A 19,843-nucleotide genomic window follows, 5' to 3' on the forward strand; every position below is an offset into this window, starting at 1 on the left:
GCTGGATCTGGGCGCTGGATCTGGGCGCTGGTTCTAGGCGCTGGATCTGGGCGCTGGTTCTAGGCGCGAACATGGCCGGGGCGACGCCAGCGCACCGCGGCAATGATCACGGCCACGAGCGCCAGCGCGGTTCCGACGATGGTCGTCACGCCGAGCGGATGCCCCGCCGTCGGCGCAAGCAGATCCAGCACGAGAGCGCAGACCAACTGGCCGGCCACGATGCACAGGCCGAGCATGAGCACCCCGGTGGTGCGCACGACGAGCGCGGCACCGGCGATGAAGACGCAGCCGATGAGTCCGCCGGTGTACAGCCACGGATTTCCCGGCAAGTCGAACGCGAAACCGACCAGCAGGCCGTGCACGAGGGCGGCGAGTACCAGCGCGATGGTGCCGGTGAGAAAATTTAGAAAGGTCGCCGTGAGCGCGCTTTGGGCAGTGACCCGCACCTGACCGTTGACGGCCTGCTGCCAGCCCTGGCCGATACCGGCGATCAGTGGCAGCGCTAGCAGCCAGAGCGCGCCGCTGCCGCGCAGCTCGCCGCTCACCGTGAAGGCGACGGCGATCAGGGCGAGCACGGCACCAACGATTTTGGACGCGTGCAGAGGACGTCGCCCGCCCGGCCCGATGCCGAAGCGGTCCATGAGCACGCCGCTCACGGTTTGGCCGGCCACTACGGCGACCGTGAACAGGGCGATGCCGAGCGGTACGGCGACGAGGCCCTGCGACAGCACGAACAAAGCGCCGGCCAGTCCACCGAACAGGTGCCACCAAGACAGGTGATTAGCGGCAACGCCGCGCGCGACGAGTTGCAGGCCGCGGCGTCCGCTGCGGAACACGATGAGTCCGAGGCTGAGAACAATCAGGCCGGAACCGAAAGAGATGACGGCGGCGGTGAATCCGTCGCCGATTCGATGCCCGAGTTCGCCGTTCACCCGTGATTGCACGGCATATAACGCGCCGATCAGCACGGAGAAGACGAGGGCGAGCCAGACCGGCACAGCGGATGCCGAAAGCGCGGCCGACGCATCCGTTCGTTTTCGTGCGCGGGCCTGGGTCACCCGGTAATTCTACGAGAGAGAATATGTTGCCGCGCCGCTCGGCCTCCCCGGACCTTCCGACCAACAATGGGCTGCTGGGCTGCTGGGCTGCTGGGCCCACCTTGTGACCATGGGCCCAGTTTATAAACTGGGCCCATGGTCCGGGCCCGGGCCCCGTCCGTGAAAGACAGAGCGGGGTGACTCAAGCGGCGCGCATTTGGATCTGGCCGGGGGCCGCTCCGTCGCTGCCGAAGACCAGACGGCGGTTGGCGATCTTGTCGGTGAAGAAGCGGTCGTGGCTGACCACCACGACGGCACCAGGAAAGTGCACGAGGGCGCGTTCCATCACCTGGGTGCTCGACATGTCGAGATGGTTGGTCGGTTCGTCGAGCAGCAGCACCGATGCTCCGGAAAGCAAACACTGGGCCATCGCCACGCGGGCGCGCTGACCACCCGAGAGCGCACCGATCTTCTGCTTGAGATCGGCCTCGCTGAACTGGAACATGGTCAAAAAACGGTTGACCGATTTTTTCGTCGCGGTGAGGGCGAGGCTGCCGGGCAGGGCGTTGACGGCATGGCTGACGGTGTCGGTCTCGTCGAGTTCGGCCAGAATGTGATTGTACGAGACGACGCCGGCGCCGCTGGCCCAGGCGACCGAGCCGTGGTCGGCCGTCTCCTCACCGGTGAGCACCCGCAACAGGGTGGTTTTGCCGCTGCCGTTGCTGCCGAGTACGACGATGCGGTTGCCGCGGTGCACCTCGAAGCTGAGGTTTTCGAACAAGAGTTTGTCGCCGTAGCTCTTGGCGAGGCCGTCGACCCGACACAGCACGTCCTTGACGTGCAAATTACCGTAGATCTCGGTGATGATCTGGTCCACGGGACGCGGCGTGCGCAACTTTTTGATGTGGGCCAGCTGGTTGCCGAGCTGGCGGCTCTCCGCCTTGGCGGCTTCCCGACGGTCGGCGATGCCCTCGGCCTCGAAAGCAAGCAGCTCAGATTCGTGCACGAACTGAGCCTGAAGAGTCTTGAGCCGAAACTGCTTCTGCACGATGTACTCACCGAAGTTGCCGGGATACTCGTGCAGGTGAAAGTTTTCCACCTCGATAATGCGGGTGACGACGGCGTCAAGAAACTTGCGGTCGTGGGAGACGACGATGGCGGCACCCTTGAAGCCCGTAAACCAGGCTTCCAGCCACTCAACGCCGGCCACGTCGAGATAGTTGGTGGGTTCGTCGAGCAGCAGCACGTCGGGGGCTTCGAGCACGATCTTGGCCAGGGCCGCACGGTTGCGCCAGCCGCCGGACAACTCGTCAATCGTGCAGACGCGGTGCGCCTCGTTGAACCCGAGGGTGGTCAGCGCAGTGTCAATGTGGCGTTTGTAGTCCCAACCGTCCAGGCGGTCCATCTCCTCGAATAGCTCGCCCTGCCGGGTGATCAGCCGGTCGAGTTCTGCGCTGGCCGAAGCGTCGAGGGTGATTGCCGCGTCGATCGCCGCGAGTTCAGCCTCGATCGCTTTCACGTCCACGAACAATGCGTCGAGCACTTCGGTGATGGTTTGGGCGCCGTTGAGTTCTGAGAACTGGGAGAAGTAGCCGACCCGGATATTGTCTTCAAGCGTGACTTCGCCGGTGTCGGGCGAGACCTGGTCGAGGATGAGCTTGAGAATGGTGGATTTGCCGGAGCCGTTCTTGCCGATCAGGCCGACCCGGTCACCGGGTTCAAGGCGAAAGAACGCTTCGCGCAGAATTTGCGTGTTCTCCAAGCGAATACTGACGTCGTTCAGCCGGATCAGACTCATGCGTGTTTCCTCTCAGGGCGCGCGGGCATCCGCACCTAAAAACCCCGCCATCAGTGTACGTGTCGACCCTGTTTTGCCCGGCGGCGTGGGCCATCGGGTAGACCCATGACGCATCGCCGTCACCCTCACGGTGTCTTACGCTGCGCCAGGCCCATCGCGGGCGAGCGCCAATTTGGCTGAAACTCACTCACGCTTCTAGCGCAGGAGTCGTGGGGCCGGCCACGGGACTTGAACCCGTAACCCCCACTTTACAAGAGTGGTGCGCTACCAATTGCGCCAGGCCGGCATGAGACGCGAGGCCTCAGTCAACTATCCTAAATGATTTCAGCGCTGCCACGGGCAACAGCCAAGCGGATGCGCGTGGCGCGAGTTGAAGCATCCGCTTCGGTCACGAGGCGTTCTACCCGGCGGGGGTGGGATCTGGCGTCGGCGTCGAGGTGGAATACGTCTCGCCGAGGGCCACCTGCACGAAGGACGCGAACTCTTTCGGGTCTTCGAGCGATCCGGTGTACGGCTTGCCGTTGACCAGAATGGTCGGCGTTCCGATGATGGACTCCATCGAGGAATTGGGGATAGGACCGTCGAGCGCACGGTTGGTTGCCGCTGTGACCCACGACTCGTAGGTGCCGTCCTCGATACAGGCATTGATGTCGGAGAGGGCTGTGCTCACACCGGATTTCCGAACGACGTCTTTGATCTCGTCGTCGCTGCGGCCGGGCGATGTTTCTTTCGGCTGGTCGACGAACAGGGCTGAGCTGAAGGCGAAGAAATCATTCGGTGAGTAATTGGCAACGCACGCTGTCGCGTTCGCTGCGCGCAAGGAGTACTTGGTGCCGGCGGATTTGCTCGTGAGAATGGCCACCGGGTGGATTTCTACTGTTGCCGCGCCGGAGTCGACCCACTGGGCGATTTGTTCGTTGTTGGCGTCCTCGAAGTCGCCGCAGAGCGGGCAGAGGTAGTCGACGTAGACCCGGATGTTGGCCACGGCGCCGGTGGTATCCCGCTTGGACGGCTTCGGCTCCGCATCGGGCTGCAATGCGGGTGTCAGAGTGGTGACCATTCCCTCGCCGATGAGAGCGCCGTCACTGGCCATGTTCTTCGGGCCCGGACCGGCCGGTTTGATCGAATTCACGATGATGACAGAAACCAATGCGACGATCGCGACGGCTGCGATCGCGATGCCGCCTTGCAAAAATACCTTGTTCCGGCGGTCCTTCTTTTTTTGACTGACTCGAAGCTGCTTGGCTTTTACCCGCGCGGCGTCACGCCGCCGGTTTTTTGCAGGACTGCCGTCGCCTGATCCGCCAATAGTCATAAAAAATCGCTTTCCAGAAAGAGTGAGCGCGCGTGAAGGCGCCTTTGAAATAGTAGGACCCGTGACTGGGAATCGACCAAACGGGCTGCGGGCCCGCGCCGGGGCATCCGTCGTGTAATATTGATGGAAACGCGTGCTGTGGCACACGAAGCATGAATCCTACTCACAACGGATCGTCCGGCACGTTCCTGCCGGTGAAGGAGAAATAATTATGGCTTCAGTGACCTTTGACAAGGCAACCCGGCTGTACCCGGGGTCCACCAGGCCGGCTGTTGACCAACTCGACCTCCAAGTCGCCGATGGCGAATTTCTGGTCTTGGTCGGCCCGTCCGGCTGCGGCAAATCCACGTCACTGCGCATGCTCGCCGGTCTCGAAGAGGTCAACGACGGCAATATCTTCATCGGCGAGCGTAATGTGACGGATGTTCCCCCGAAAGACCGCGATATCGCCATGGTCTTTCAGAACTACGCGCTGTATCCGCACATGACCGTCGCCGAGAACATGGGTTTCGCGCTCAAGATCGCCGGCATCAACAAGGACGAGCGCGCTGCCCGCGTGCTCGAAGCGGCCAAACTGCTCGATCTGGAACCGTACCTCAGCCGCAAGCCGAAGGCACTCTCCGGCGGCCAACGTCAGCGCGTTGCCATGGGCCGTGCGATCGTTCGTCAGCCGCAGGTGTTCCTGATGGATGAGCCGCTCTCCAACCTCGACGCCAAACTGCGCGTGCAGACGCGCACCCAGATCGCTTCGTTGCAGCGTCGGCTCGGCGTCACCACCGTCTACGTAACCCACGACCAGACCGAGGCTCTCACCATGGGCGACCGGATTGCGGTCCTGAAGGATGGTGTCCTGCAGCAGGTCGGTTCGCCCCGCGACCTGTACGCGAAGCCGCAGAACGTGTTCGTGGCCGGTTTTATCGGCAGCCCCGCGATGAACCTGTTCCTCGCGGACACCGTCGATGGCGGCATCAAGTTCGGCACGGCCACCGTTCCCGTGCAGCGCGAGACGCTCGCCAACTCGACCGGCAAGAAGGTCACCGTTGGCATTCGCCCGGAAGACATTCAGATGTCGTCCGCCGCCGGCGAAGGGCTGCAGATCGAGGTCGACCTGGTTGAGGAACTCGGCGCAGACGGCTACCTCTACGGCCACTCCACGATCGAGGGCAAGCGCACCGACATCGTCGCGCGCGTCGACGGCCGTTCGCACCCGAACGCCGGTGAAACGGTGTACCTCACGGCCACACCGAACCACCTGCACGTGTTCGACGCTGAAAGCGGCCTGCGCCTCGGCGGCGCCGTCACCGACTAGTCAGTATCGTAAAACGGCTGGCGGGAGTGCGCTCCCGCCAGCCGTTTGTTGTTTGTTAGGGTCAAATAATGAGCGGTTCACTCAACATCATCTCGGCTACGGTCGATCCTGCCCTGCTCGACCTGCCGTGGCAGCTGCCCCTCGACGCCTGGCCGAATGAGAACATCGCCTCACTGCCCAAGGGCATCTCGCGCCACCTCGTGCGGTTCGCTCACTTGAGCGGGCGGGTGGTGGCCATCAAGGAGACCACGAGCGAGATGGCCAAGCGCGAATACGACATGTTGCGCACCCTGGCCAACCTGGAAATTCCCTGCGTCGAGCCGGTAGCCGTCATCACCGACAGAACGGATGCCGCGCTCGACCCGCTTAATTCGGTTCTGGTTACCCGTCATCTCAAGTTCTCACTCCCGTACCGCGCGCTGTACTCGCACGAACTGCGCCCGGATACCGCCACCCGACTGGTCGATGCCCTCGCGGTACTACTGGTGCGCCTGCACATGATCGGTTTTTTCTGGGGCGACGTTTCACTTTCGAATACCTTATTTCGTCGCGACGCAGGTGCCTTCGCCGCCTACCTCGTCGATGCTGAAACGGGACAGCTGTACTCGGGCGGGCTCTCGAACGGTCAGCGCGAGAACGACCTCGAAATTGCCCGGGTGAACATCGCCGGCGAGCTGATGGATCTGGAAGCCGGCGGTCGCGTCGCCGACGAGTTGGACCCGGTGCGCATCAGCAACGGCATCGTCGCGGCCTATCGGCTGCTCTGGCAGGAACTCACCGGCTCCGAATCCTTCTCCAACTCCGAACGCTGGCGAATTGCACAGCGGGTGGAACGTCTCAACGACCTCGGTTTCGACATCGAGGAACTCGCTATCAAGACCGACAGCACGGGTTCGAGCGTGCGCATCCAACCGAAAGTCGTCGACGCCGGCCACCACCAGCGCCGGCTCCTGCGCTTGACCGGCCTCGACGCGGAAGAAAATCAGGCCCGCCGTCTGCTGAACGACCTCGACTCTTATCGAGCTGCTTACGGCGACCCTGGAGCCGACGAAGAAATGGTCGCACACGAGTGGCTGGTGCGGGTGTTCGAACCGGTCGTGCGCGCCATCCCCGAGGAGTTGCGAGGCAAGCTCGAGCGGGCAGAGGTGTTTCACCAGTTGCTCGATCACCGCTGGTTCATGGCGCAAAACCAGTCGCGGGATATTCCGCTCGCCGAGGCCGTCACTTCGTACGTGCAGGACGTGCTGCGCCACCGCCGCGACGAGGCGACCGTGATCGACCCGCTCACCGGAGCCATCACCCTGCCAATTCGCGTGCAGCTGGGCGACGACGCGTCCGCCGACCCGGACGATGCCGATGCCGATGACTGGATGCTCAAGGTCTAGCCTGCTGTGTCGCTTCCCGAGCCCGTTCAGCACGTCTCCCGTGGACGGGGCCCAGGCCCCGTCCACGGGCCCAGTTTACAAACTGGGCCCCAGGTCACAGGGTGGGCCCAGGCGCAGTGACGACGGGAATTCGCGCCGCTCAGGGTACGCGCGGGGCGCATCCGCTGCAGGTTTAGGCGCGCGGAATGTCGTGCTGAATCATGAATTCGTAGAATAAGCGGGGAGAGTAGGCCGTGTCCCAGTCCCAGCGGTCGAAGCTGGTGACTTCAGGACGCAGGAGATTCTCTCGATTCTTCTCGGCGACGACCACGTCGCCCGGGTGACGGTCGCCCAATAGCGCACCCCGGGTGTACTTGATTTTGCCGTCGAATTCGCCGATCTTGCGCACACCGCGCCAGAAGAAGTCGACCCAGTATTCTCGGCCCTGCACGACGAAGCGCACCTGAAGTTCGGGTATCGAGAAGCCCAGCTCGGCTATGCGTACCCGGCTCAACGACTCGCCCGGATTGGCAGACAACGAATTCGCGAATTCTATGACCCGACGCACCTGCGGGCCTCCGCGTCTGGGATGCACCATCGCTAGTTCGGCGTAGAGGTCGTCTTTGCAGAGTACCGGAGCGCTGATGCTGCCCTGCCGGCGTTCCCGCTGCCCGCGCTCCTGCTCCACGCGCAGGGCATGGTGCATCATCGTGACGCCGACGAGAAAGCTTGACGTTGCCGCCACATCGATGAGGGTGCGCGCGAGGGTGGTAGCGGCGCATCCGTTTATCGTGACCGGCTCCGGCTCAACCACGCTGCGGTGGCTCGTGGTGAATCGGGCGCTGCTGCCCCCGGCCGTGTCGTTGTTGATCGCGTGCACGACGTTGGGCCAAGGTCCGATGATGGGCAGATTATAAAGTGCCGCCGCCGACAGATGGGAAAGGAGAAGCGGTTCCTTGGCCGTGACCACGGTGGCACGAACGAAGAGTCGATAATGATCGTCGCTCTCGGCCCTGCGCCAGGTGTCCCCCACGGCATAGACTCCACGACGGATGCGTACCAGATCACCATTCGCAAGCAGTGCGCGCACGGCCCGCGTGTTTAGCCCCGCCGCCCACAGGGACTCGGCGAGAATTAGGCCGTCGTTGTGGGCGCTTGGAACATCCAGAAGGTCAAGCATGACCAATTGTCATCATGCTCAGGACCTGGAAGGAGTGACGTCGAGTGATCTGTGGAAAGCGGACAGAAGCATCCGCTGTGGAGGGCGGGCACTGGTCGGGAACGTTCAGTCAATCGCGATGGCCACCGGGCCCACCTTATGACCGTGGGCCCAGTTTATAAACTGGGCCCACGGACGGGGCCCGGGCCCCATCCGAGAAGGAGCGGGGCTAGAGCTTCGCGGCGGCCTTGGCCTGCTTGATCTGGGCACGCAGGCGCGCCACCTCGTACAGGGTGACTCCGGCAGCGATTCCGGCGTTGAGCGACTCGGTCGCGGCGCTGATGGGAATCGAGACGATCGCGTCGCAGGTCTCGGTGACGAGGCGCGACAGCCCCTTGCCCTCGCTGCCGACGACGATCACGACGGGGCGCTCGGCGAAGCCCGTGCCGAGGTCGGGCAGCGACACGTCACCGTCGCCGTCGAGACCGAGCACGAACACGCCCTGCGCTTTGAGCGCTTTCAGGGTCTGGGTGAGGTTGCTCGCCATGGCAACGGGGGTGCGGGCGGCCGCTCCGGCGCTGGTCTTCCAGGCCGAGGCGGTCACGCCGACCGAGCGACGCTGCGGCACGATGATTCCGTGGCCGCCGAACGCAGCGGTCGAGCGGATGATCGCACCCAGGTTGCGCGGGTCCGTGATGCCGTCAAGGGCCACGAACAACGGCTTGTGGCCGCGGCTGATGGTCAGTTCGAGCAACTCCATCGGGTGCGCGTACTCGTAGGCGGGAACCTTGAGCGCGAGCCCCTGGTGCACGGCGTCACGACCGGCGAGCCGGTCGAGTTCGGGGCGCATGACCTCGAGGATGGGGATGTTGCGGCTCGTCGCCATGAGCAGCACCTCTTTGACCCGTTCATCCATTTCGATGCGCGCGGCGATGTACAGCGTCAGCGCGGGGATCTTCGCCCGCAGTGCTTCGAGCACCGAGTTGCGGCCGGTGACAATCTCGTGCTCGTCGATCTGCTTGGCTCGACGAGTCGAAGACCCGCCGCCGCCGGTGTTGCCCGTGCCGCGGTGGGGTGCACCCTGCGAGGCGCCGCGGGCGCCGCCACGAGGGGTACCGCCACGCGCTCCGCCACGGTTGGCGGAAGCATCCGTAGCGGGGCGCGAGTTGAAGCCGCCGGCCGCGGTGAACCGCTCGGCCGCAGCCTTGCGCTTACCGGCGGGGTGGTACGGACGGTCTTCGGCCTTGGGAGTGGGCTTTTTACCCTCGAGCGCCTGACGCCCTTGGCCGCCGGAGCCGACCTGGGCTCCGCGGCTACCCTTACGCACCGATCCGGTGCGCGATTTGCGGTCTAAGTTCTTCATCAGTCAAAGCTCCAATGGGCACCCGACGGGGTGTCTTCGATGGTGATTCCGGCGGCGACGAGTTCGTCCCGGATTCGGTCTGCGGCCGCGTAGTCGCGGTTTTCCCTGGCGAGGTTGCGGTCGCTGAGCAGTCGCTCGACCAACGCGCTCAGGGCCACCATGGCCGGTTCGTCCGTCGCCACGGCCCAGCCGGGCGACAAAGGGTTGATTCCCAGTACTTCGCTCATCGCGAGTACTTCACTGCGAGCGGATGCCGCAGCGTGCAGGTCTTCGGCATCCAGCGCAGCGTTGCCGGCGCGCACGGTGTCGTGGAGTACGCCGAGCGCCTGCGGAACGGCGAGGTCGTCGTCCATGGCCGCGGCGAAGTCATCCGGCACGATCTCGACGCCGGTTCCGGCGAATCGGGTTCCGGCGAGCCTTCGGTCGGCACGATCGAGAAAACTTTCGACGCGCTCGAGCGCAGCTTCAGCCTCGAGCAGCGAGCCGTCGTTGTAGTCGATGGTGGAGCGGTAGTGGGCAGCGCCGAGGAAATAGCGCACGACGATGGCGCGGGCCTGGCTGAGCAGTTCGGCCGCGAACACCGAGTTGCCGAGCGACTTCGACATCTTCTGACCGTTCACGTTCACCAGGCCGTTGTGCACCCAGTAGTTCGCGAAGTCGCTGCCGGCCGCGTTGGACTGAGCGAGCTCGTTCTCGTGGTGCGGAAACCGCAGGTCGAGGCCGCCGCCGTGAATGTCGAAGTGCTCGCCGAGGTAGCGGGCGGCCATAGCGGAGCACTCGATGTGCCAGCCCGGACGGCCCTGCCCCCAGGGCGAGATCCAGGCGGCGGAGGCGGGCTCGCCGGCCTTGGAACCCTTCCACAGGGCGAAGTCGCGCGGGTCTTTCTTGCCGCGGGGGGAGGCGTCCGCTGCCGCTTCCATATTGCCGGGCGACTGGTGGGTGAGGGCGCCGTAGGCCGCCCAGCTCGCACTGTCGAAGTAGACGTCGCCGGACGAATCGGGGGCGGCATAGGCGTGACCACGCTCGATCAGGGTAGTGATGAGGGTCTGCATCTCGGTGATGCTCGCCGTCGCCCGCGGCTCGTAGGTGGGAGCGAGAATGCCGAGCCGCTGGTAGCCGGCGGTGAACTCGAGCTCGTAACGATAGGCCAGGGCCCACCACTGCTCGCTCGATCCTTTCGCGTTGATCAAAATCTTGTCATCGATGTCGGTGACGTTGCGCACAAACGTGACGTTCAGTCCGCGGTAACTGAGCCAGCGACGAAGCTGGTCGTAGACCAGGGCACTGCGCAGATGACCGATGTGCGGGCTGGACTGCACGGTGGGTCCACACACGTACATCGAGATTTGGCCCGCTTCGAGGGGGACGAAGTCACGCAAGGCCTGCGCCTTCGAATCGTAGAGTTGCATGGTCACGTCTCCCAGTTTAGGTCAGGGCTCTGACCCGGCTCGGGCCGGGGCGCGGGCGCGGCCGGCTGCCCGATGAATCGACCTGCGCGAGGCGCGGGATAGAGCAACGCGGCAGCCGTCGCCGCCACACCTTCACCGCGGCCGGTGAAGCCGAGCGCGTCGGTCGTCGTCGCGGCAATATTGACCGGTGCCAGGAGGATGCCGGCGAGTAGCGTTTCTGCTTCGCCCCGACGCGGCGAAAACCTGGGGCGATTGCCGATGACCTGCACCGACACATTGCCGATGCGGTAACCGGCGGCGGCGGCCAGGCGCACGGTTTCGGTGAGGAAAATCTCGCCGTGTGCATCGGTGAACCGGGGGTCGGCCGTGCCGAAAACGCTGCCGATATCCCCCAGTCCGGCGGCGCCGAGTATGGCATCACAGATAGCGTGCGCGACGACATCGCCGTCGCTGTGGCCGCTCAGGCCGCATTCCCCTGGCCAAAACAACCCGGCCAGCCAGAGCTCCGTGGTGGCGTCGGTAGCGAACGAGTGCACGTCGAGGCCGCTACCGATGCGCGGAAGGAGCCCGGCGGGCGTCGGGGACGCACTCGCCGCGTGCAGGATGGCCTCGGCACGTTCGAGGTCTTCGGGGGTCGTGATCTTGAAGGCGAGCGGATGGCCGGCAATGACGCTCACCGGGAGTCCGGCGTCGGCGACGAGGGCCGCATCGTCGGTGTGGGCTTCGAACCGGCCGTTCTGCGCGGCCTGGGCGTGGGCATCCGCAAGCATCGAGCGCGGAAAACCCTGCGGGGTCTGCACCGCGGAGAGCTCGGAACGATCGACGGTTCCGAGGATGGCGCCGGAATGAGCAATGCGCTTAATGGTGTCGACCAGGGGCAGCCCCGGAATAATGCCGTGTCCGGTGGAACGCACCGCGGCGACAACCTCGTCGCAGAGGGCGGCAGGGGTGAGTGCGCGCGCGGCGTCGTGCACGAGCACGATGTCGATGCTCGGCATCAGCGCACTCATGCCGCGGTCGACCGAGTCCTGCCGGGTGCGCCCGCCTTCGATGATGGTGACCGTGCGCGAAGGAGGCGCGGTGATACTGCTGGTCGTGGCGGTGGGACTGGGCACGGGCGGAGCGGTGGTGTCGGGCGCCTCGTGACGAGCGGAGACCGAAGCGGCGATGCGTCGGGCATCCGTCAGCTTGTCGATGGGGGCAACCACGATGATCTGCACCGCTTCACGCATTGTGAAGATCGCCTCCAAAGCACGATCCAGGAGGGGGCGCATCTGCAGCAGGACGAATGCTTTGGGTTCGACGTGACCGAGGCGGGAACCACTTCCGGCGGCTACGACGATGACGGCGACCGTGGGCGCAGCGGCTAATGCAGGTGAATCAGTCATATCTGGAGGGTATCTATCCGAAGGGTAGGGCTGGAGAGCATGGTCGGGACAAGCAAGCAAAAAGGCGACGCCGGTCGGCGCCGCCTCTTACGAAGCACATTGATGAAGCTGGGCTCGAAAAATTCAGGAAGCGAGGACCTCGTCGAGAACGGTGGAAGCTTTCTCTTCGTCGGTTTTTTCTGCCAAGGCCAACTCGCTGATCAGAATCTGGCGAGCCTTGGCCAACATCCGCTTTTCACCCGCGGACAGGCCGCGGTCTTGGTCGCGACGCCACAAATCGCGCACCACCTCGGATACCTTGATCACATCGCCGCTGGCCAGCTTTTCGAGATTAGCCTTGTACCGGCGGGACCAGTTGGTGGGTTCCTCGGTGAACGGTGCCCGCAGCACTTCAAAAACCCTGTCGAGGCCGTCTTGGCCGATAACATCGCGTACACCGACGAGATCAACGTTTTCTGCGGGAACTTCGATCGTCAGATCCCCTTGGGTGACGTTCAGCTTGAGGTACAGCTTTTCTTCACCCTTGATGATGCGGGTTTTCACCTCGGTGATCATCGCCGCGCCATGGTGGGGATATACGACGGTCTCGCCAACCTCAAACAACATGGATGTGGTCCCTTCAGCGGACTTGAGTTTACCACAGCCAAGAGGTGCTAGAGTTCGCGCGCCCCCGCGAGGCACGTCGACGACAGTCGCGCCCCTGAACTCGCCGCTAAGCTAATAGCACAGGGAATTCTGCAGCGTCGGCCCACCGTCGAACGCTGCTTCAGTAGTGGAGGTTTTGTGAGAGCGCGCATCGCTGCATCCGTTGTATTGGCGGCTGGCATTCTGTTGGGCACGAGCGCGTGCGGGTTTTTCGCACCCCCGGCCACCTCGATCGCCTACAACGCGAGTGACGGCGTCAGTGGCGATGTGGGCGAGATTCACATTCGCAACGCTCTGCTGATCTCTACCGACGGAGAACTGGCGAATCTGGTCGTCTCCGTCGTGAACCCCACAGACGCCCTGCAGACCCTGCTCGTGCAGTACGAGTCGAGCACCGGAAAGGTGTCGCAGCAGGTGCCGGTCGAGGCCAACACGACCGTGACGTTCGGCACAGCGGGCGCCCCCTCGGTGGTGCTGGAAAACATGGCCAGCCAGCCTGGTTCGCTGTTTCCGGTGTTCTTCCAGTACGGAGAAGAGACCGGTATTGAGCTTTTGCTGCCCGTTCTTTCCGGCGCCCAGAGTGAGTACTCGACTCTTCTGCCTACGCCAGCGCCGACCGTGACACCGACCCCCACAGCAGCACCGACCCCCACGACCACGCCTTCCGCCTAACCCGCGCAACAGACGAGACAGGCCGCCATCCCTCAGGGACGGCGGCCTGTCTCGTTTCTCCCTAGGCTTCGAACCGGTAGCCGAGACCGCGCACGGTAACGAGCATGACCGGCTCGGATGGCGCTGCCTCGATGCGTGAGCGGATGCGTTTGATATGCACGTCGAGCGTTTTCGTGTCACCAAAGTAGTCGGTACCCCAGACTCGGTCGATGAGCTGGCCGCGGGTCAGCACGCGACCGGCGTTTCGCAGCAGGAACTCGAGCAATTCGAACTCTTTCAACGGCATGTTCACGAGCTCGCCGGAAACCGCCACGGCGTGCCGTTCCACGTCCATGCTCACGGTGCCAGCCGTGAGCATGGTGTCCACGTCAGCCGCACTCTGATCCTCGTGCCGACGCAGCACCGCACGAATGCGGGCGACCAGTTCGCGGGTGGAATACGGCTTGGTGACGTAGTCGTCAGCTCCGAGCTCGAGACCAACCACGATGTCAATCTCGGAATCTTTTGCGGTGAGCATGATGATGGGTACGGTCGACCGGGTTCGAATCTCTCGGCACACCTCGGTGCCCGGGATGCCGGGCAGCATCAGATCGAGCAGAATGAGGTCGGTGCCGTTCTGGTCGAACTCATTGATCGCGCTCGGTCCATCTTCGGCGACGACGACCTCATAGCCCTCGCGCTCAAGCAGAAAGCTCAACGGTTCGCTCAGGGCGCTCTCGTCTTCAACTAAGAGGATGCGTGTCATAGTGTGTCTCCTGCGGCCGCACGAGCGACCGTTCGCGGTTTATTCGGGCGTGGTTCGATGATTGGTGCAGCCGCCTCCGGGAGGCGGATGGTGAAAGTGGATCCGCTGCCGGGCTGCGACCAGACGCGAATGTCGCCGCCGTGGTTTTGCACGACGTGCTTGACAATGGACAGGCCGAGGCCTGTCCCACCGGTATGCCGCGATCGAGCCTGGTCGACGCGGAAGAAGCGTTCGAACACCCGGTCTATGTCGCTCTCGGCGATGCCGACTCCCTGGTCGGTCACGGTGATCTCGACGATGCCCTTCTGCAGGCGCACGCCGACGCCGACTCGCGACCCCTCAAGGGAATAGTTCACCGCGTTTGTGACGAGGTTATGCACGGCGACGGTGAGTAAAGCTTCGTCACCGAACACCCGGGCCCCGGACTTCTTGCCGATGACGATCGTGATGCGCTCGGCCTCGGCGACGACCCGACTTTGATCGACCGCTGCGGCGACGATGTCATCGACACTGAGAATCTCCGGTTCCGCGAGGGCATCCTGCGCCTGCAGTCGGGACAGCTCGATGATCTCCTGGGTGAGGCGGCCGAGCCTCGCCGACTCTGTCGTCAACCGGTTGGCAAAGCGGCGAACCTGCTCCGGTTCATCCGCTGCCTGGTTGAGAGCCTCGGCGAGCAGACCGACGGAGGCGATGGGGGTCTTCAGTTCGTGGCTGATATTGGCCACGAAGTCGCGGCGCACCTCGTCGAGGCGAAAGGCTTCGGTGCGGTCCTCCGCCAACAACAGTACATATCGCGTGCCGAGTCGGGCCAGGCGCACCCGAAAGCGCATGCTCGCGTCGCCGAACGGGCCGCGGGAGAGCACCAGGTCTTCGGAGATCGGCTCGCCGGTCTGCCGCACCCGACGGGCGAGTTCGAGCAGTTCGGGGTGCACCAGCTGCTGGTTCCAGACCAAGCCCAGACTGAGAGCACCCGGGCTGGTCTTGATGACGTTGTTCGACGGGTCGAGCACGACACCGGCGGTCTCGAGGGCGTCGAGCACCTGATCGATACCGTCGGGCACAGCGGGGTTGACGACATCCGCTGCGCGGCGGCCGTGATGCTCGGCGACGTGTATGAGCGACACGAAACCGGCGCCGACACCGAGCCCGAGTGCCAGCGACAGCAATAGCAGCCACGTCGATTCCATCTCTACAGATTACTGACAGTATTCGTCCCTCGTTCGCAACGCATCTGCGCCGGGCCCTGTACTTTAGTTAGTGTTCAAGTGGGCGGCACCTGCCGTTAACCTAAATTCGACACCATATACCGGTGGCCAAGGCTGGTCACACAGATCGTGCGTGTTCGCGCGGCCGGAAGGATCACCCCATGCGCGATGTATTCCAACAGGAACTCGCCGAAGTTCAACAGCGACTCGTCGATATCGCCCGGCTCGTCGCGATTTCTATGGACAAAGCAACACGCGCCTTCAATGAGAGCGACGTGAGTCTGGCCGAAGAGGCCATCACCGAAGACGAGAAGATCGACGAACTCACCGTTGAACTCGATGAGCTCGCCATCACCATTCTTGCGCGCCAGCAGCCGGTCGCCCGCGACCTGCGCATCGTGGTCAGCGCCTTGCGCATCAGCGCCTCTCTCGAGCGGATGGGCGACCTCGCCACCCACATCGCCCAGCTGGCCCGGTACCGGTTTCCCGACAAGGTCATCCCCAAGGGTCTGCGCAGCACCTTCGCCGAGATGGGCGCCCTTGACGTGGTCATCGCGAACATGCTCACCGAGTTGCTCACCAACCAAAACATGCAGCTCGCCGACAGGATTCGCAACGAAGACGACAAGGTCGACGCCCTGCACCTGAGCGTGTTCGACGCCGTGCTCGGCGAAACCTGGAAGGGACTAGCCGCCGACACGGTCGACGCGACCCTGGCCAGCCGGTACCACGAACGATTTGCTGACCACGCAGTCTCCATCGCCAAAAAGGTGCAATACCTCGGCACGGGCGCCTGGCACCAGGACGACAGCGCCTGAGTTCGTGATCAAGAAAAGCCCCGGAGCATCCGCTTCCGGGGCCTTTTTTGTAGGTTCGCTGCGGCCAGGTTCGCATAACTCCTGCAATTTCATCGCCGACAGCGTGCCGACCGCGTAATCACGCGGGACGTGCTGCGGCGTCGAAGGATTTGCAGGAGTTATGGGAATAAGCCGGTGCGCACCGGGCCTGTCGCGTGGGTGCGGAGGCTACTTAGTGTTGCCCTGGGCGGCCACAGCGGCCGCGCCGGCCGCAGCAGCTTCGGGGTCGAGGTACTCCCCCGGTGCGAGCGGCATGAGGTCTTCGCCGAGCTGGTAGACGAGCGGAATTCCGGTGGGGATGTTCAGCTCGGCGATGTCGGCGTCGCTGATTCCGTCGAGGTGCTTGACCAGGGCGCGCAGGGAGTTGCCGTGTGCGGTGACCAGTACGGTTTTGCCCGCGCGCAGATCGGGCGCGATGTCGGACTGCCAATAGGGCAGCATCCGCTCGACAACATCTTTGAGGCACTCGGTGCGGGGCAGGTCGGCGCCGAGGCCCGCGTAGCGGATGTCGTGCGCCTGCGAGAACTCGCTCGAGTCGTCGAGCACGGGCGGTGGGGTGTCGTAGGAGCGGCGCCAGAGCATGAACTGTTCCTGGCCGAATTTCGCCTGAGTCGCGGCCTTGTCCAGGCCCTGCAGCCCGCCATAGTGGCGTTCATTGAGGCGCCAGGAACGCCTCACCGGGATCCACGAGCGGCCGGCCTCGTCGAGCGCGAGATTCGCGGTCTGGATGGCGCGGGAGAGCAGACTGGTGTGCAGCAGGTCGGGCAGCAGGCCGGCATCCCGCAGCAGCGTGCCGGCGCGCGCGGCTTCGCCAGCACCCTGCTCACTCAGGGGCACATCGACCCAGCCGGTGAACAGGTTCTGCTGGTTCCAGGTGCTTTGGCCGTGGCGGAGAAGGACGAGTGTGTAGGGGGCAGGCATGTGCCCACTCTATCGAGCGGCGGGGTGGACTCAGTGACCGGGGGTACGGATGCCCAGGCGAGGCAGACGGGGGATGTCAGCGACGGACCCGGCCGACTGCGGCACGATAATCTCCTGGCTGGCCGAGATGGAGATCCCCTCGGAGGCGACGTACAGCGTCGACGCAGCCGGAATGGTGCGCTTGATCACCGCGAGCGCGATCGGCCCGAGCTCGTAGTGGATTCCGCTCGAGGTGATGACGCCGACGGTGACCCGCTCGGCTTCCTGCTCGGGCCTGACGCGATCGGCCTGGACCGGGTCGCCGGGGGAAGGTAGCACACCCTCTGATCCGTCGAGGTGCAGCATGACCAGCCGGCGCGGCGGGTGGCCGAGGTTGTGCACCTTCGCGACGGTTTCCTGCCCGCGGTAGCAGCCTTTGCTCAGGTGCACGGCGGTGCGCAGCCAGTCCAGTTCGTGCGGGATGCTCTTCTCATCGACCTCGCGGGCCCGGCGCGGCCGCCAGGCGGCGATGCGCAGCGCTTCGAGGGCGAGGAGTCCTGCGGGTTTCACGGACGAGGTAGCTGCGGCGCCGGTGGGCGTGACGGTCACGGTTCCAGCGGCCAGGGCATCGCGCAGGGCCGGCAGGCTGGTCCGGGGCACGAGGGTTTCCGTGTAGGTCCAGTGGGTTCCGGGGTGCTCAGGGGTTTCGGCGTACTGGTAGCCGCCGCGGGCGACTTCGGCCCATGGGTCCAGCCAGGTCAGGGGCACGTCGTTCGGGGCTGCGGGAGCGATGCCGAGGGTGGCGGGAGCATCCGTCATGGCGCCGATCGTGGCGTAAGCGAGGGTGTGGTCGACGACCTGTACGCGCAGCATGAACTTCATGCGGTCGAGGAATTTCTGGAGGCCGGGCAGCTCGGCTGCCTCGATCAGAAGCCAGGTCTCGACGCCGTCGTCGAGCACGCGGATGGCGTATTCGAGACGTCCAGTGGGGTCGAGCAGCAACATCTCGGTGGATTCGCCCGGTGCAAGGCTTTTCAGTTCCTGGCTGGCGATGGAATTGAGCCAGGTGAGGCGGTCGGGGCCGGCGACGGAGAGCACGCCGCGGTGGGACAGGTCGACGATGGAGCTGCCGGCAGCGAGCGTGCGCTGCTCGATCATGGGGTTGCCGTAGTGTGCGGCGACGCCGGTGTCGATGCCTTGGGCTTGCACCGCGCCGGGCAGGCCGAGCAGCGGGGAGGAAGTTGGGGCCGGGTCAGTCATGTCGCTCAATTCTGCCGGCCCGGGTTGTGGGCGGCGATCGTGCTTCGATGCGTGGGCCAGCACTATCAACAGTACGACTACGCGATTTATTCGGTGAAGGGGCGGGCACACGGACTTCACCGCGCGACTGGGCCCACCTTATGAACGTGGGCCCAGTTTATAAACTGGGCCTGGGACGGGGCCCGGGCCCCGTCCCAGAAAGAGCGGTGGGGGCTATTGCACTCGGGCCAGGCGGCCGGAGGCGTGGGTGCGCAGCTCCTGGCCGAGGGCGGCGATGTCCCAGGCCCAGAGCAGGTGGTTGTCGACCAGGCCGTAGAGGCGCGTGGCAGCAGCGTAGGGCTTGGCGCCCGCTGTGCGGAGCACGGCATCCGTCGCGAGATCGATGCGCGGGCCCGTGACCTGACCCAGGTAGAGCTCGGCGACACCACCGGGGTGCACGAGGGTGACCTCAATATCGAAGCCGCCATCACTGTTGCGCAGCGTTTCAACGGCGGCAGCCGAGGTGAACGGACGCTCGCCCGTGCCGGGCAGCATGCCGGGGCCGGGGTCGCCGTCACCCTGATGACGGCTGAGCCGCCAGTATCCGGTTTCGGTGACCAACGGTGTTTTCTCGTCGGACATCATCTCGGGAGGCAGCGCTTGGGGCAGCGCGGGGACCACGCCGGCGGCATCGGTTTCGGCGGCAGCGGCTTCGGCGGCAGCGGCTTCGGCGGCAGCGGTTTCGGCGGCAGCGGTTTCGATAGCAGCGGACGAATCGGCGGATGCAGCGGCATCCGCTTCGCGAGAAGTGACCTCGGGCTCGAGCCAGGTGTAGGAGCTGTAGTTCAGGTGTGGCAGGCCGTCGTGGCTGAAGCTGATGCGGTGGCCGAAAGTAGCACTGACCGACTCTTCGCCGATTTTGTATTCGAGTACGCCGGAGCCCTCCCAGACTCCGATCAACCAAGAGAGTGGAACGAGTTCGGACGGCAAACCGACCGGCAGGTCACGCATGCGTGGTTACCGCTGCCCCCGGAACAGCTTGAACACGACCATGCCCGATACCCAGGCGATCGACAAGCTGGCCAATCCGAGCAGGCCCAGGAAGAAAAGTTCAAGCGCTAACAGATCCATGCTAGCGAGTCTAGTGCGAGCGGTCAGATCGAGACGACGATCGTGGCCGCCACCAGAATAACGATGGCCCCGGTGACGCTCATGGTGACCCGTTTGACGTAGCCCTCTTTGGTTCGGGTGGCGATCTGCAGGCCCAGCGTCACAAGGGTGCAGACAGCCAGAGTGAGACCGATCCAGCTGATCTCCGACCCGTCGGTGGCGAGAATCGCGGTAAGAATTGCGCCCCCAATTGCCAGTAACCACACGGTCGCGATCGTTTTCCAGTGCCAGCTCACGTGTCTATTCTGCCTGACCGCCTGCGTTTCAT

17 protein-coding genes, 1 tRNA gene and 2 pseudogenes are annotated in these 19,843 nt (G+C 64.4%); 4 read left to right on the forward strand and 16 right to left on the reverse strand.

Annotation, left to right across the window (positions count from 1 at the left end; translation table 11 throughout):
- Positions 1 to 59: 59 nt before the first annotated feature.
- The 4 genes from CXY72_RS10405 to CXY72_RS10420 form a co-directional block, all read right to left on the reverse strand.
- Positions 60 to 1,058, reverse strand: coding sequence for a DMT family transporter (locus CXY72_RS10405; RefSeq protein WP_104127605.1), 999 nt, complete (start codon positions 1,056 to 1,058; stop codon positions 60 to 62).
- A 181-nt stretch (positions 1,059 to 1,239) separates the two neighbouring features.
- Entirely contained in the window at positions 1,240 to 2,835 is a 1,596-nt protein-coding gene (locus CXY72_RS10410; protein WP_104127606.1) for an ABC-F family ATP-binding cassette domain-containing protein, read from the reverse strand.
- A gap of 210 nt (positions 2,836 to 3,045) precedes the next feature.
- Positions 3,046 to 3,121, reverse strand: a tRNA-Thr gene (locus tag CXY72_RS10415).
- A 114-nt stretch (positions 3,122 to 3,235) separates the two neighbouring features.
- Positions 3,236 to 4,150 (reverse strand): thioredoxin domain-containing protein, encoded by a 915-nt coding sequence (locus CXY72_RS10420; RefSeq protein ID WP_104127607.1) that lies wholly within the window; start codon positions 4,148 to 4,150, stop codon positions 3,236 to 3,238.
- 211 nt (positions 4,151 to 4,361) lie between these two features.
- Here CXY72_RS10420 and CXY72_RS10425 point away from each other — a divergent pair, with 211 nt between their 5' ends.
- Positions 4,362 to 5,459: an ABC transporter ATP-binding protein gene (locus CXY72_RS10425; protein ID WP_104127608.1), complete on the forward strand. Its 1,098-nt coding sequence runs from the start codon at positions 4,362 to 4,364 to the stop codon at positions 5,457 to 5,459.
- Positions 5,460 to 5,527: 68 nt separating this feature from the next.
- Positions 5,528 to 6,844: a DUF4032 domain-containing protein gene (locus tag CXY72_RS10430; RefSeq protein WP_104127609.1), complete on the forward strand. Its 1,317-nt coding sequence runs from the start codon at positions 5,528 to 5,530 to the stop codon at positions 6,842 to 6,844.
- 172 nt (positions 6,845 to 7,016) lie between these two features.
- Here the strand turns inward: CXY72_RS10430 and CXY72_RS10435 are convergent, their stop codons facing one another.
- From CXY72_RS10435 to CXY72_RS10455, 5 genes are all read right to left on the reverse strand, one after another.
- A complete protein-coding gene (locus tag CXY72_RS10435) occupies positions 7,017 to 8,003 on the reverse strand; it encodes a type IV toxin-antitoxin system AbiEi family antitoxin domain-containing protein (protein WP_104127610.1) in 987 nt (328 codons plus the stop codon).
- A gap of 208 nt (positions 8,004 to 8,211) precedes the next feature.
- A complete protein-coding gene (gene rlmB, locus CXY72_RS10440; protein ID WP_104127611.1) occupies positions 8,212 to 9,345 on the reverse strand; it encodes a 23S rRNA (guanosine(2251)-2'-O)-methyltransferase RlmB in 1,134 nt (377 codons plus the stop codon).
- Positions 9,345 to 10,760, reverse strand: coding sequence for a cysteine--tRNA ligase (gene cysS, locus CXY72_RS10445; protein WP_104127612.1), 1,416 nt, complete (start codon positions 10,758 to 10,760; stop codon positions 9,345 to 9,347). Before cysS ends, rlmB begins: the two co-directional genes overlap by 1 nt.
- Positions 10,757 to 12,142 carry a 2-C-methyl-D-erythritol 4-phosphate cytidylyltransferase gene (ispD, locus tag CXY72_RS10450; protein WP_104127613.1) on the reverse strand — a complete coding sequence of 462 codons (1,386 nt, stop codon included), beginning with the start codon at positions 12,140 to 12,142 and terminating at the stop codon, positions 10,757 to 10,759. The genes cysS and ispD overlap by 4 nt, the downstream gene beginning before the upstream one ends.
- Positions 12,143 to 12,265: 123 nt before the next feature.
- Entirely contained in the window at positions 12,266 to 12,748 is a 483-nt protein-coding gene (locus CXY72_RS10455; protein WP_104127614.1) for a CarD family transcriptional regulator, read from the reverse strand.
- 177 nt (positions 12,749 to 12,925) lie between these two features.
- On the opposite strand from CXY72_RS10455, the gene CXY72_RS10460 reads away from it, so the two are divergent.
- Entirely contained in the window at positions 12,926 to 13,459 is a 534-nt protein-coding gene (locus tag CXY72_RS10460; RefSeq protein WP_104127615.1) for a hypothetical protein, read from the forward strand.
- Positions 13,460 to 13,520: 61 nt separating this feature from the next.
- Here CXY72_RS10460 and CXY72_RS10465 read toward each other — a convergent pair whose 3' ends face one another.
- Positions 13,521 to 14,204 (reverse strand): response regulator transcription factor, encoded by a 684-nt coding sequence (locus tag CXY72_RS10465; protein WP_104127616.1) that lies wholly within the window; start codon positions 14,202 to 14,204, stop codon positions 13,521 to 13,523.
- Positions 14,201 to 15,391: a cell wall metabolism sensor histidine kinase WalK gene (locus CXY72_RS10470; RefSeq protein WP_104127617.1), complete on the reverse strand. Its 1,191-nt coding sequence runs from the start codon at positions 15,389 to 15,391 to the stop codon at positions 14,201 to 14,203. Before CXY72_RS10470 ends, CXY72_RS10465 begins: the two co-directional genes overlap by 4 nt.
- 179 nt (positions 15,392 to 15,570) lie before the next feature.
- On the opposite strand from CXY72_RS10470, the gene phoU reads away from it, so the two are divergent.
- Positions 15,571 to 16,227: a phosphate signaling complex protein PhoU gene (gene phoU / locus CXY72_RS10475; protein WP_104127618.1), complete on the forward strand. Its 657-nt coding sequence runs from the start codon at positions 15,571 to 15,573 to the stop codon at positions 16,225 to 16,227.
- 207 nt (positions 16,228 to 16,434) lie between these two features.
- On the opposite strand, the gene CXY72_RS10480 is transcribed toward phoU, so the two are convergent.
- From CXY72_RS10480 to CXY72_RS10495, 5 genes and pseudogenes are all read right to left on the reverse strand, one after another.
- Positions 16,435 to 17,187, reverse strand: a complete 753-nt coding sequence (locus tag CXY72_RS10480) for a phosphoglyceromutase (protein ID WP_104127619.1) — start codon at positions 17,185 to 17,187, stop codon at positions 16,435 to 16,437.
- A gap of 30 nt (positions 17,188 to 17,217) precedes the next feature.
- Positions 17,218 to 18,426 carry a folate-binding protein YgfZ gene (locus CXY72_RS10485; protein ID WP_104127620.1) on the reverse strand — a complete coding sequence of 403 codons (1,209 nt, stop codon included), beginning with the start codon at positions 18,424 to 18,426 and terminating at the stop codon, positions 17,218 to 17,220.
- Between the two features lie 213 nt (positions 18,427 to 18,639).
- Positions 18,640 to 19,041, reverse strand: a pseudogene (locus tag CXY72_RS20670) (FABP family protein); the annotation flags it as partial.
- 177 nt (positions 19,042 to 19,218) lie between these two features.
- Positions 19,219 to 19,416 (reverse strand): annotated as a pseudogene (locus tag CXY72_RS20675) (FABP family protein); the annotation flags it as partial.
- Positions 19,417 to 19,559: 143 nt separating this feature from the next.
- Positions 19,560 to 19,811: a hypothetical protein gene (locus CXY72_RS10495; protein WP_104127622.1), complete on the reverse strand. Its 252-nt coding sequence runs from the start codon at positions 19,809 to 19,811 to the stop codon at positions 19,560 to 19,562.
- Positions 19,812 to 19,843 lie beyond the last annotated feature (32 nt).

The sequence above is a fragment of the Cryobacterium sp. Y57 genome (genome assembly GCF_002929505.1).
GTDB lineage: Bacteria > Actinomycetota > Actinomycetes > Actinomycetales > Microbacteriaceae > Cryobacterium.

What these genes read in the sequence shown, in the direction of transcription:
- CXY72_RS10410 (WP_104127606.1), bottom strand. Translation starts at nt 2,835, where the DNA reads ATGAGTCTGATCCGGCTGAACGACGTCAGTATTCGCTTGGAGAACACG.
- CXY72_RS10420 (WP_104127607.1), bottom strand. Translation starts at nt 4,150, where the DNA reads ATGACTATTGGCGGATCAGGCGACGGCAGTCCTGCAAAAAACCGGCGG.
- CXY72_RS10425 (WP_104127608.1), top strand. Translation starts at nt 4,362, where the DNA reads ATGGCTTCAGTGACCTTTGACAAGGCAACCCGGCTGTACCCGGGGTCC.
- CXY72_RS10430 (WP_104127609.1), top strand. Translation starts at nt 5,528, where the DNA reads ATGAGCGGTTCACTCAACATCATCTCGGCTACGGTCGATCCTGCCCTG.
- CXY72_RS10435 (WP_104127610.1), bottom strand. Translation starts at nt 8,003, where the DNA reads ATGCTTGACCTTCTGGATGTTCCAAGCGCCCACAACGACGGCCTAATT.
- rlmB (WP_104127611.1), bottom strand. Translation starts at nt 9,345, where the DNA reads ATGAAGAACTTAGACCGCAAATCGCGCACCGGATCGGTGCGTAAGGGT.
- ispD (WP_104127613.1), bottom strand. Translation starts at nt 12,142, where the DNA reads ATGACTGATTCACCTGCATTAGCCGCTGCGCCCACGGTCGCCGTCATC.
- CXY72_RS10455 (WP_104127614.1), bottom strand. Translation starts at nt 12,748, where the DNA reads ATGTTGTTTGAGGTTGGCGAGACCGTCGTATATCCCCACCATGGCGCG.
- CXY72_RS10465 (WP_104127616.1), bottom strand. Translation starts at nt 14,204, where the DNA reads ATGACACGCATCCTCTTAGTTGAAGACGAGAGCGCCCTGAGCGAACCG.
- CXY72_RS10470 (WP_104127617.1), bottom strand. Translation starts at nt 15,391, where the DNA reads ATGGAATCGACGTGGCTGCTATTGCTGTCGCTGGCACTCGGGCTCGGT.
- phoU (WP_104127618.1), top strand. Translation starts at nt 15,571, where the DNA reads ATGCGCGATGTATTCCAACAGGAACTCGCCGAAGTTCAACAGCGACTC.
- CXY72_RS10480 (WP_104127619.1), bottom strand. Translation starts at nt 17,187, where the DNA reads ATGCCTGCCCCCTACACACTCGTCCTTCTCCGCCACGGCCAAAGCACC.
- CXY72_RS10485 (WP_104127620.1), bottom strand. Translation starts at nt 18,426, where the DNA reads ATGACTGACCCGGCCCCAACTTCCTCCCCGCTGCTCGGCCTGCCCGGC.